Raw genomic sequence first — 11,647 nt, 5'->3', positions numbered from 1 at the left:
AGCCTATTGGCCGGTCGGCAGGGCTTTTACCGGATCGATGGGCTCGCCATTTTGCCAGACTTCGAAATGCATATGCGGGCCGGTCGTGACACCGCTGTTACCCGATGTTGCAATCTGTTGGCCGGCCGTTACGTGATCGCCGGTCTTCACCGTAGCGGCATCGAGATGGGTATAGCGGGTCTTCAGGCCACCGCCGTGATCGATTTCGACGACATGGCCCATATGCCATTTTTCATAATAGACAGTACTGACCGTGCCATCGCTGGCAGATACGACCGGAGTCCCGATCGGCGCTGCATAGTCAACGCCGGGGTGGAAGGCCTGTTTATGGGTGACGGGATTTATGCGGTCGCCGAAGCCACTGGAAATCGTAGCCTTGATCGGCACGACGGCCAGGATTGACGGACTGGCGGCTGCTACGGCAGCCACGTCCGGAGTGGCGCCAACGCGGGTGCCTTGCGACCAGGCAAATTGAGCCAGGGCCAGCGGTATGGCCAGGGCTGCGGCCATGGCATAAAGCCAGCCACGCGAAGGCTTGCGCCGGGCGGCCGGCGGGTGCATAATTTCGCTAATTCTCATGCGGTAATCTCCAGATTTATCGGATGTGAAGACCGCCGGAACACCTGACTGTGTGGAAATGGGCAGGGCGTTTCCGGCGGTATGCTTCAGGGTCTTGACCAGGGTCTGGGCATATATCCCGCGCATATCGGGCGTCGCACGCAAGACAGCGGCGTCGCAGGCCAGTTCCGCCGCCAGGCGGCAGCGCCGGGTCTGGGCGCGGACGAACGGATTGAACCAGAATACTACATCGACCCAGGCCAGTATGGCGAACCAGTGTCCGTCACCGCGGCGCAGGTGTTCGTGTTCGTGACGAACGATCAGGGCGATCTGGAGCTCATTGAAAGCCGCAACCAGGCTGCTCGGCAGCAGCACGGTCCGTCGGCCCCAGGCCAGGGGCGGCGCGGCAAATGTCGTCAGACGCACCCCACGGCCGACTCCTTCGTCGCGTATGGCCTGTGCTACCAGACGGGCCAGGTGTAGCTGGGCCAAACCCAGGCGCAGGGCCTGGAACGCCGCCACAGCGCCATACATCATCAGACCGACCATGGCCGCGACGCGAAACCAATCGACTGTCGGATGGGCCGCATCGGCCGGTTGGGCGGCCATCACGGCGACGTCGCCGCCGAACTCCGCTATATCGAGAACCGGCAGAGGCAGGCTCACCGGCGCCAGCGGCCCAAGGATGACAAAGACGATACCGGCGACGACCGGAGCCGTCAGAAACAGAAGGTTGAGCTTTTCCGCTTTGTCATCAGCCCATTGCGTCGAGGACTTCATCAATCGCTGCAGACCGGAAAACAGCGCGGTCCAGGCCAGTGGCAGCAGCCAGACGACCAGGATGGCAAGTTTGATATCGATATGGCTCATGACGCCTCCCCTTCGTCCTTAGGCGTGGCCGCCAACTGTTCCAGAAGCGTTTCCAGTTCGGCGATCTCGTCAGCCGACACCAGCTTGCTGTGCGCAAAGGTCGCGGCCGGCAGCGGGGTCTCGACATCCAGCACGTCACGGGCAAAGGCACTGGCCAGGGCAGCCACGGTTGCGAGCTTCGACTGGCCGGCAAGATAGATCTTCAGGCCGTGAACGGTTTCTATCGTCACCAGACCCTTCTCGACCATGCGATCGAGCGTCTTGCGCGTCGCGGAATAGGACCAGCCCGTATCGGGCGCGCTGGCATCGTGGATTTCACGCGCGCTCAGGCGGTGATGGCGCCACAAGTGGCGCAGCAACTTCAATTCATAATCTGTCGGCTTTATCACTTCCGTCCCCACGTCGTACGCATGCGACAGTGGTCGCACGACTGCGATGTGCGGTCAAGCGGGATTTACGGAGCTACAGTGTAGCCGTCGGACGGCGCTACCCAGATGATGGGTTGATCGAGATCCGAGCGCGCGACGCCATCCAGGCTGCCGTGAGCGACAAGCCCCTCACCCACAGGCTCATAGGTCGTGCAGATCTCGTGGTCGATCACCTTGTCCAGGGCATTCGAAACGGCGGCCAGAACGAACTGGGCCTGCTCCGACGGAAGCACCTGGCCGTCGACCGAGACCGTACCGGCGGCGATGTCGCGCTGGCTGATTGTGCCGCAGACAGCGCCGTCGATCACCCGCACCATTGTGGCGTTCGAAAGGGTTATGGCGGGTTGGCTGGACAGCAGGACCGTCACGGTGTTGGTAAAGGTACCGTCTCCGTTGTCGGTATAACCCGCCAGCGAATTGCAGGTCTTTTTCGCCGTGTCGGGGGAATAGCATTGTAACTGGCCGGCCCGCGCCGGCGCCAGTGGATCGGTCGCGGGCACAACGGCGTCCTGCATCATGACAGCGGCAAACAAGGGCAGGAAAAACATGGCGGACCTCCGGTTGACCTGCAAGGTCTCATGCAAATGCGCCGGTCATATGTCCTTTAGATCGGCATGTTTCAGAAACTGTCAGGCGCGTCCCGGCGCAGGCGCCCTTCATACTCGGCGATCGACTTCATGACGCCGGTCTGCCAGTCGGGATCAACGGCACGACCGATATCCCAGGCTTCCCAGGCTGTCACGACATCGAAGTCATCGAGCGAGAGGTTGCCGAGATCCGTGTAAACGTTGGCGCCCCAGGGCGCCGCAGCGATATGGAGCCAGTAGCAGTCTGCCAGGGACGGCACGGCGTCGATTATAGACCTGTCCCAGTTGGCGCTATCCGATGTGGAGCGGGCCAGGTTGGCGTAGGTGACATAGCGAAAAGTTCCGTAGGCAAGTTTGTCCATGTCCGTGGCCTGGGCGAGATATCGGGCCGCCGCTTCGGGCCCGGCACCTACGGTGCTGTTGCCGGCCATATCGCTGGCATCGACGAAGGGTTTCGACGCCGGCGACCGATAGACGGCTATGATCGAGTCGTTGATCGTCCTGACGTGGGCAAGGCCGTCAGCGCTGGCCAGTTCGCCGGTATAGAGTTGGGTCATCTGGAAAAACAGCAGGGTCCCTTCGAGATCGCGTTGATCGTGCGCAGCGGCGACGATGCCGTCCAGCACAGTCTGCAAGGCGGGTTTGGCCGGTCCGCTGCCATTTATCACCTTAATGGCCTGGCGCAGAGCGTGACCCCGCGGCGTCTCTTCGTGTGAAGCGATGACCGTGGTAGAGGTCAGACCTCTTGGTACGGGATAGCCTACCGCGGCCCGCTGGAAATTTGAAAACTCGAGGGTCTCGGTCGAGGAAGCGCCCGGTGTGCGGCGTTCGATGACGAGATGTTCCGGCCATTGCCCGGACGCCAATAGGGCGTGCAGGATTTGCGGATGCAGATCGACGTGACGGGAAAAATAGCGAGCGACAGCTGGGCGCTCGGCCGGTGTGAAGGCGAATGACGATGCACCGGTGCGGACCACCACTTCATCGCCCAGCCGCCACTGAGTTTCGTCGGGTTGTGTACGACGGGTCAGCGGGTCGGCCGGCTTGTACTGAATGGCCAGCTCCTGCTCCGGCCAATAGTTCGCGAGATCAGTGGATACGGGCTTCTTGCTCGCTGCCTCACGGAGCATCCCGTTGAGTGTCTTGCGGTTGCCAAGCTCGATAAGGCGAAAGGCCGGCGCGGCATAGCAACTGGCGTTGTCGATCTGGGACTTGCCGGTGGTCCAGGCCAGGCTGCGGCAGAGGGCAAAATCGTCGAGCCAGTGGTCGTCACCGGTTGTGACGTCAACGAAATCCGAAGCCAGGGTAACGGTGCCGGTTTGTGTGGTTTCCGTCCCAGAGTCCTCGCGAATAGTCCGGGTATAGCTGACGACAATGGCATCCTGGCTGGCGGTGGGCCTTTCCGTAAGGATGCGATCGGATCCCCAGTCGGGCGTCGGCTGAACAGCGTGTGCAGCCAGCGGCATGGCCGCCAGGACCGCGATCATCATTAGGTGTTTCAGCATGTGTCCCCCAGGTGCGTCAGGCAAGGGCTACGATCTGTACGCGGCGATATTATGGCCGCGGCGCGACCTGCGACATTATAGCCAGCGGCCGGTCTTCGGCGTCCTTGAAAAAAGCCATCCACTCCTCGGTGCCATCGTCATGACGATGGATCATGTGCGGCGCATGGGTAAAGTCAACGCCCCTCCCGATCAGCGCCTGGTGGGTGCCGTGGATGTCCCCGACACGGAAATAGAGGATTGACTCACCGGGGCCGGCTGTATCGTCACCGGACAGGAACAGCCGCACACCGCCACAGTCGAAGAATGCCAGGTTGCCGAAGCTGTAGAGGTGCGGCAGGCCCAGCACATCGGCGTACCAGCGCCGCGCCGCGTCTATGTCCTTTACCTTGCGCGAAATCTGACCCACCGGTCCCAAAGCCGTATCCATCTCCAATTCCTTTCCGGACAAGGCGCTGTGGCGCGCCACGCCCGTCCACTGCCGCAAGGCCACACGGTTCGGCAGACCAAGCTTTTGCAGTACATTGCTCACGTGATACTTGATCGCGTCCGGGGTGACTCCGCTGCGTTCGGCGATGGCGCGATTGGTCAGGCCGTGACGGACCGCTTCGGTTATCCGCCATTCCGCCGGTGTCAGTATGTCCGCCCACGCCGGACGGCCGCGTATGCGCCGCTGTGCCATGAGCCTGTCTTAGCACAACAGCCGGGTATTTTCCCTACCCGCCGGCAACCATGAAAAAACGCGGACTGCCTGAGCAATCCGCGTTCGAATTTTCAGCCTGTCCAGGGTTGCCCCCGAGCCGGTGACTAGTCCTTCTTCGGCGTCAGAACCTGACGGCCCTTATACATGCCGGTCTTCAGATCGACATGGTGCGGACGGCGCAGCTCGCCGGTGTCCTTGTCTTCGGTATAGGGATTGGGGCCCAGGGCGTCATGCGAACGGCGCATGTTACGACGCGAGGGCGAGGTTTTCCGCTTGGGGACGGCCATGGGAAGTCTCTCTTCTGGTCTGATGGCCGAAAGCAGACGCCTTCAGGCACGAAAATGGAGTGACCCGCGCATAGCAAGTCAGAAGGCGGGCCTTATGCATCAAGTCGCCTGCCGGATCAAGGGGCAAATGCGGAAAATTACCGCCTTGTCTTCTGGGCCTGCAGGGCAATGATCCTGTCACGCATCACTTCGATCACCATGGCGTCGAAAACGCGCGGCGACTTGTACCGCTTGCCATCTGTCGTCGTCACCATGACCCAGTGCGCCGTCCGGTTACGGCCGACGTCATAGGCAAAGGCCTCGACCGCGACGTCGGCAATATCGTCCGGCTTCAGCCGAACCTCATGCTGCCAGGTCGTAAGGCTCATCAGCCGCACGCGGACATGGTCGGAGGTGATGCGCCATTCCTTCAATCGCCCGATCGCCGCCCAGACAACGATCAGCAAGGCCAGCGGCAAGGTGATCAGGCAGGTCAGGATAAAGCCGATAACCGACGACTTGTGTGCCTCGACCTTCGGCCAGTCGCTATAGATGGTCGCCACGGCGACGACCAGCAGCAGAACGCCGATCAGGGCGAACATGGTACGCGCCACCATGCCGAGATTGTCCTTGAACGTCATGCCGCCTCCTGCGTTATGATGACCTTATAACGCAGAAGGCAGGGCACCGAAAGCTCAGTCGGCGAGTTGCGCCGAGGCCTCGATCTCGACCAGCCAGTCAGGGTTGATCAGAGCGCTGGTGCCGATGAAACTGGAGGCCGGGCGGATATCGCCGAAGATCTCGCCGTGGGCTTTGGCGGCTTCCTTCCAGCGCGAGATATCGGTCAGGAAGATGCGCGTGCGGATGATATCCGACGGCTTGCCGCCGGCCTGTTCCACGGCCTTGAGGATGATGTCGAGGCAGGCCTTGGTCTGTTCATACAGATCGCCGACGCCGGCCGTCTGGCCGTCCTTGATCGGCGCCGTACCCGAAACCTCGATACGGTTGCCGCTGCGCACGGCACGGGAAAAACCGATCTCGCCTTCGAAGGGCGAACCGGAGGAAACAAGCTGGCGGGTCATGACGGATCCTGTGGGTCGAAAAGATGCGCAGCCTATGCCGCGAGACCGGGGCACAGATCAACGATTTTCTTCACGAATAGATCACACTAGACGGCTGCGCTCCACGGCGGCGGCGATAAAGCTCTGGAACAGGGGATGTGGCGCGAAGGGGCGCGACTTGAGTTCGGGGTGATATTGCACGCCGATAAACCACGGATGGTCCTCGCGCTCGACGATTTCCGGCAGCAGGCCGTCCGGCGACATGCCCGAGAACTTCAGGCCGCAGGCTTCGAGACGCGGGATGTAGTCGCGGTTGACTTCGTAGCGGTGACGATGGCGTTCGGAAATGGCGGTTCCGCCATAGATTTCAGCCACTAAGGAGCCGTCTTTTAAGGCAGCGTCATAGGCGCCAAGACGCATGGTGCCACCCAGATTGCCACCGGCGGCGCGCTGGGTCAGTTCGTTGCCGTTCAGCCATTCGGTCATCAGGCCGACCACAGGCTCCGACGTGTGGCCGAATTCGGTCGAGGAGGCTTCCTTGATACCGACCAGGTTCTTGGCAGCTTCCAGGACCGCCATCTGCATGCCGAAACAAATTCCGAAATAGGGAACGGCATTTTCGCGCGCGAAACGGGCAGCTTCGATCTTGCCCAGGGCTCCGCGTTCACCGAAGCCGCCGGGAACCAGGATGGCGTGGACGTTTTCCAGCCGCTCGATGACGGCTTCCGGCGCGCCTTCGAAGGTTTCGGATTCGACCCAGTCGATCTTGACGCGGACATTATTGGCCATGCCGCCGTGATAAAGCGCTTCAATCAATGACTTGTAGGCGTCTTTTAAGACCGTGTACTTACCGACGACGGCGATCGACACCTCTCCGTCCGGGTGCTGATAACGCTTTGTAATATCCTGCCAGGACGACAGTTCGGGTTCACCGACGGCATCGATGCCGAAGACGTTGAGCACTTCGGTGTCGAGGCCCTGGCGGTGATAATCGACCGGCACGGCATAGATATTGTCGCTGTCCAGCGCCTGGATGACGGCCGATTCGCGGACATTGCAGAACAGCCCGATCTTGCGCCGTTCCTCGGCAGGAATCTCCTGCTCGCAACGGCACAGCAGGATATCGGGCTGGATACCGATACTTCGCAGTTCCTTGACGCTGTGCTGGGTCGGCTTGGTCTTCATCTCGCCGGCCGTCTTGACGAAGGGCAGCAAGGTCAGGTGGATAAAGCAGCACTGACGGCGCGGCAGTTCCTGGCCCAGTTGCCGGATCGCTTCGAAAAACGGCAACCCCTCGATATCGCCGACCGTGCCACCGATTTCGACCAGGATGAAGTCGGCGTCCCCCTGATCGGACAGGACGAACTGCTTGATCTCGTTGGTGACGTGCGGCACCACCTGAACGGTCGCGCCCAGATAGTCGCCACGGCGCTCTTTTTCGATGATGTTGGAATAGATGCGGCCGGTCGTGATGTTGTCGGTCTTGCGCGCATTGACACCGGTGAAGCGCTCATAATGGCCGAGGTCGAGGTCGGTTTCGGCGCCGTCGTCGGTCACAAAGACCTCACCATGCTGGTAAGGGCTCATCGTGCCGGGATCGACATTCAGATAGGGGTCGAGCTTGCGCAGGCGGACCTTGAAGCCGCGGGCCTGCAGCAGGGCCCCCAGAGCCGCCGACGCCAGGCCCTTGCCAAGCGAGGACACCACACCGCCGGTGATGAAAACGAAACGGGCCATATCCCTAACCGCCAAAGCCTAAACACTAAAGAACTGCCCACGGGTTTGTCACCCGTGGGCCTGAAAGAACGAAAACTAAGCTGATTCGGCGATCGTAAAGTCGCGCAATCGAGCCGAGACTGTATTATTGCGGCGCCGAACTCGTGGACGAGGCCGAAGCCTTCGGCGCCTGAACGGGCGAAGACGGCGCCGACGACGATGAAGACGGCGCGGTCACGGTTTTTGCCGGGGCTGGCTTCACCTGTGCAGGCTTTGCCGGCGCGGGCTTGGAAGCCGAAGAGGAAGCAGATGCCGAGGCCGGCGCCTTTATTGTCGGCGTACCTGTTGCGGGCAGCGCGCTGGACGGATGCGATGTCGAAGCTGCCGACGAAGCGGATGACGAGGTCGGGGCCGGGGTGATTGGCAAACCGGCCAACGGCAGATCCGCCAGGGACGGCGCGGCGGACGAAACCGATGCCGCGGCGGCCGGTGCCGGTTGTGACGCCGCGGGGATGGTCGGCAACTTGCCGGCCGGCAGGGTCGAGGTATCGACCTTGGCCGTGGCCGACTCGCTCTTGTTTTCCAGATTGCCGACAACGGTCATGGCGAGCGAGCAGATGAAAAAGGCCACAGCCAGGATCCCTGTCGTGCGCGTCAGCAAATTGCCCGCGCCACGCGCCGACATGAAGCCGGAAGGGCCACCGCCCATGCCCAGGGCACCGCCTTCGGAACGCTGGATCAGGACCAGGCCGCCCATGCTGATGCAGATGATGATTTGGACATAAAGAAGGATGTTGAACAGCATATGTGGTCTTTTACCTATAGGTCGCCTGGAGCGCGCCGGGCACAGTTGCGGTCGCCCTTAGCACTGTCACCGCGACTTGGCCATAGGGTTTGGAATTGCCTGACAGATTTATGGTGTGCGACGCCGATTACAAGGCCTCCGTTAACAAGAGCCTCAGTCGCCGGCGGCGATGATCGGCACGAACTCTTCGACGGTCAGCGACGCGCCGCCGACAAGAGCACCGCCCACGCCGGGCAGTTTCAGCAGATGCGCGGCGTTGGACGGCTTCACCGAGCCGCCATAGAGAATGTTTGGCGTCACATCGGTAAAGCGCTTCGCCAGACAGTCGCGGATCAGGGCGATCGCTTCGATGATCTGCTCATCCGAGGCCGTCAGTCCGGTGCCGATGGCCCAGACGGGTTCATACGAGACGTGAAAGGCCTGTCCCGCCAGGCTGTCCGGCAGACTGTCCGCCAGTTGACGGGTGAGAACAGCGATCGTCTGTCCCGCTTTTCTCTGGTCCAGGGTTTCCCCGATACAGACGATGGGCGTCAGGCCGGCGCGCAAAGCGGCGCCCACCTTGCGGCCCACCAGTTCGCAGGGCTCCAAATGCCCGTGGCGGCGTTCCGAATGGCCCAGAATGACCATGCCGGCGCCGCAATCGCGCAACATGGCGGCGGAAATGTCGCCGGTATAGGCGCCGGCATCCATATGATGACAATCCTGACCGCCCAGGATGATGCCGGAGCCTTCAACGGCGCTTGCCATCGCGGCAAGCAAGGTGGCGGGCGGGAAAAGCGCGACCTGCGCGTGGTGACCGCTGGCGGTCTGGGCAATAGTTCGGGCTACCGGAAGCGAGGCGCTGACGCCATTCATCTTCCAGTTAGCCGCGATCAGAGGGCGTTGTGGCATTACGTTCTGTTCTGGCTGTTTTTATGTGGCAGGCCCTGCAACCCCTCCCCATCTTTGGGGTAATCGGTTGCGGCGCTGCGAAAAACCATAGACCGGGAAACAAGGGCAAGCCAAGCAAAAAGCTTGAAACATGCAAATTCCCTTTGTAACAGCCTTATTCGTGCCTTAAGAGGGTGCACATTACGATGCCCGCAGCGGCGTCCTGACTGGGTGAAACAGATACATGATCAGCATCTTACGTGAGTTTACGAAGTCGTGGGCCTTCAAGGTCCTGATGGTGGTCCTGGTCGGATCCTTCATTGGATTCGGCGGCAAGTCGGTCTTTGGCGGCGACATGTTTGCCACCTTGTTCAATAACCAGAACGCCGTCGTCACCGCCGACAAGCGCATGATCACGCGCAGCGACTTCAAGATGGAATACGACCGCCTGCACCAGCAGTACGAGCGCCAGGGCAACAACTTCACCAACGAAGAGTTTGTCGAAGCCGGGCAGCATACCATCATGCTGAAGAAGATGACGGACGATGCCGCCTTCTCGGCCTGGCTGGACAAGATAGGCGTCAAGCCATCTGCCAAGCTGCTGGTCAGCAAGCTGGCGGCCATTCCTCAGTTCCTCAGCAGTGTCACGGGCCGTTTCGACCAGGAAACCTATCAAAAGGCCCTGGCCGGCGCGGGTTTTGCCGTCAAGGGCTTCGAGGCCCAGGAAAGCGACCTGATCGCCCAGCAACAGTATATGCATGCCGCCAAGGCCGGCCTGAAGCCGCCGCGTATCTTCGCCACGGCAGACACCGCACTCACCCTGCAATCGCGCGACGCCACAGTCTTTACATTGACGCCCCGGGACGTACCGCCACCTGCGCTGCCTACCGACGCGCAGCTGATAACCTATTACAACAGCCTGAAGGACAAGATATCGCGTCCGGAAATCCGCATGGCTACAGTCGTCATGTTCGCGCCGCAACAATATATGAAGGACATTGCCGTCGACGACGCTGAACTGCGCAAGGCCTATGAGGCCCAGCACGATACCCTGGTGACGCCCGAAACCCGCACCTTCGTTCAGTTGACCGCGCCCGACACGGGCACGGCCCAAAAGGTGGCCGCCGACCTGAAGGCCGGCCAGACGCCCGAAGCTGTCGCCAAGAAATACAAGGCGACACTGATCCCCTATAGCCTGCAGCCCAAGACGGCGATTGCCGACACCAAGGTCGGGGACGCAGCTTTTGCCCTGACGACCGGTCAGGTTTCTGATCCGATCCAGGGCAATCTGGGCATCGCTGTCGTCAAGATGGGTGAGATCAAGATCGGCTCCGCCCAGTCGTTCGAGAGCGTCCGTGAGAGCCTGGCCAACGCCTACAGGGCTGACAAGGCCGCCGACAAGGTCCACGACGTCAGCACCGCCTTCTACGAAGCCCTGCAAAAGGGTGAGGATTTCGACGCCACGGCCGCCCGCCTGGGCCTTCAGGTCGCCCCCCTTCCGCCAGTGACGGTGGACGGCAAGGTGATCAATCCAGAAACCGGCCAGCCGATCGTCGATCCGCGCACCGGCCAGCCTGCCGACTATTCCGCCTATGCGCCCTTGCTCAAGGCCGTCTTCGATCTGCAAAAGGCCGGCAGCGCGTCCGAGGTCCAGTCCCTGGGCCAGGGCGTCTATTTTGCCGTCAAGCTGGTAAACATCTCCCCCGCCGGCCCGCCGCCGATCGAGCAGATTCGCCCGCAACTCGTCTTCAACTGGCAGGCCGACCAAGTCCTCGATGCGCTGACCGCCAAGGCCGACGAAGCCCGTGCGCGCCTCGCCAAGGGTGAAGCCGTGGCGGCCGTGGCGGCAAGCTACAAGGCCACGGTTCAAACCTATAACGGCCTGACTCCCGAAACCGCCCAACAACAGAAACTGTCGCGCCCTCTCGCGGCACGTCTGTTCGGCATTCAGGCGGGCGACGTTTTCGTGGCCCAAACGGGTCAGCTGGAATTCCAGGTCGGAAAACTGGACACGATCCATCAGGGCACGCCGGCTGAGGCCAATGACCGCAGTCCGATGATTCAGGGCCAGTTGGGCGACATGGTCGCCTCGGACCTCATGGACCTGTCCAACCGCGGCGCGGCCAAGGTCATCAAGCCGAAGAGCAATATCAACGCCGTTTTGGAAGTCCTCAATGTCGACCCGCCCGCGGCCGACGCCAAGGGAGACGGCAGCAAGAAGGATAGCGGCAAGGCCGGTAAAGCCAAGTCGTGACGAGTTTGGGCCAAGATCTTAAGAGTC

12 protein-coding genes are annotated in these 11,647 nt (G+C 61.4%); 1 reads left to right on the top strand and 11 read right to left on the bottom strand.

Annotated features, from left to right (window positions below):
• Positions 1–3 precede the first annotated feature (3 nt).
• From AC1DXO_RS21840 to tpiA, 11 genes are all read right to left on the bottom strand, one after another.
• On the bottom strand, positions 4–1,428 hold the full coding sequence (locus tag AC1DXO_RS21840; protein ID WP_476980309.1) for a M23/M56 family metallopeptidase: 1,425 nt from the start codon (positions 1,426–1,428) through the stop codon (positions 4–6).
• The gene (locus tag AC1DXO_RS21835; protein WP_476980308.1) at positions 1,425–1,817 is read right to left on the bottom strand and encodes a BlaI/MecI/CopY family transcriptional regulator; all 393 of its coding nucleotides are present in this window, start codon (positions 1,815–1,817) and stop codon (positions 1,425–1,427) included. The genes AC1DXO_RS21840 and AC1DXO_RS21835 overlap by 4 nt, the downstream gene beginning before the upstream one ends.
• Positions 1,818–1,882: 65 nt before the next feature.
• Positions 1,883–2,404, bottom strand: a complete 522-nt coding sequence (locus tag AC1DXO_RS21830; RefSeq protein ID WP_476980307.1) for a hypothetical protein — start codon at positions 2,402–2,404, stop codon at positions 1,883–1,885.
• A 71-nt stretch (positions 2,405–2,475) separates the two neighbouring features.
• Positions 2,476–3,948 (bottom strand): hypothetical protein, encoded by a 1,473-nt coding sequence (locus tag AC1DXO_RS21825; protein ID WP_476980306.1) that lies wholly within the window; start codon positions 3,946–3,948, stop codon positions 2,476–2,478.
• A 49-nt stretch (positions 3,949–3,997) separates the two neighbouring features.
• The gene (locus tag AC1DXO_RS21820) at positions 3,998–4,627 is read right to left on the bottom strand and encodes a LuxR C-terminal-related transcriptional regulator (RefSeq protein WP_476980305.1); all 630 of its coding nucleotides are present in this window, start codon (positions 4,625–4,627) and stop codon (positions 3,998–4,000) included.
• A 125-nt stretch (positions 4,628–4,752) separates the two neighbouring features.
• The gene (gene rpmF / locus AC1DXO_RS21815) at positions 4,753–4,935 is read right to left on the bottom strand and encodes a 50S ribosomal protein L32 (RefSeq protein ID WP_476980304.1); all 183 of its coding nucleotides are present in this window, start codon (positions 4,933–4,935) and stop codon (positions 4,753–4,755) included.
• A 137-nt stretch (positions 4,936–5,072) separates the two neighbouring features.
• A complete protein-coding gene (locus AC1DXO_RS21810) occupies positions 5,073–5,555 on the bottom strand; it encodes a hypothetical protein (protein WP_476980303.1) in 483 nt (160 codons plus the stop codon).
• Between the two features lie 54 nt (positions 5,556–5,609).
• Complete coding sequence (locus AC1DXO_RS21805) at positions 5,610–5,996, bottom strand: RidA family protein (protein WP_476980302.1); 387 nt, start codon at positions 5,994–5,996, stop codon at positions 5,610–5,612.
• 81 nt (positions 5,997–6,077) lie between these two features.
• Positions 6,078–7,712 carry a CTP synthase gene (locus AC1DXO_RS21800; protein ID WP_476980301.1) on the bottom strand — a complete coding sequence of 545 codons (1,635 nt, stop codon included), beginning with the start codon at positions 7,710–7,712 and terminating at the stop codon, positions 6,078–6,080.
• 124 nt (positions 7,713–7,836) lie between these two features.
• Positions 7,837–8,496, bottom strand: coding sequence for a preprotein translocase subunit SecG (gene secG / locus AC1DXO_RS21795; protein WP_476980300.1), 660 nt, complete (start codon positions 8,494–8,496; stop codon positions 7,837–7,839).
• Positions 8,497–8,649: 153 nt separating this feature from the next.
• Positions 8,650–9,387 carry a triose-phosphate isomerase gene (gene tpiA, locus AC1DXO_RS21790; RefSeq protein ID WP_476980299.1) on the bottom strand — a complete coding sequence of 246 codons (738 nt, stop codon included), beginning with the start codon at positions 9,385–9,387 and terminating at the stop codon, positions 8,650–8,652.
• A 223-nt stretch (positions 9,388–9,610) separates the two neighbouring features.
• On the opposite strand from tpiA, the gene AC1DXO_RS21785 reads away from it, so the two are divergent.
• Positions 9,611–11,620 carry a peptidylprolyl isomerase gene (locus AC1DXO_RS21785; protein ID WP_476980298.1) on the top strand — a complete coding sequence of 670 codons (2,010 nt, stop codon included), beginning with the start codon at positions 9,611–9,613 and terminating at the stop codon, positions 11,618–11,620.
• Positions 11,621–11,647: the final 27 nt, after the last annotated feature.

Source organism: Asticcacaulis sp. P2_C5, from assembly GCF_056404555.1.
The sequence above is the reverse complement of the archived record's forward strand: the minus strand, read 5'-3'. Positions and strand labels throughout refer to the sequence as shown.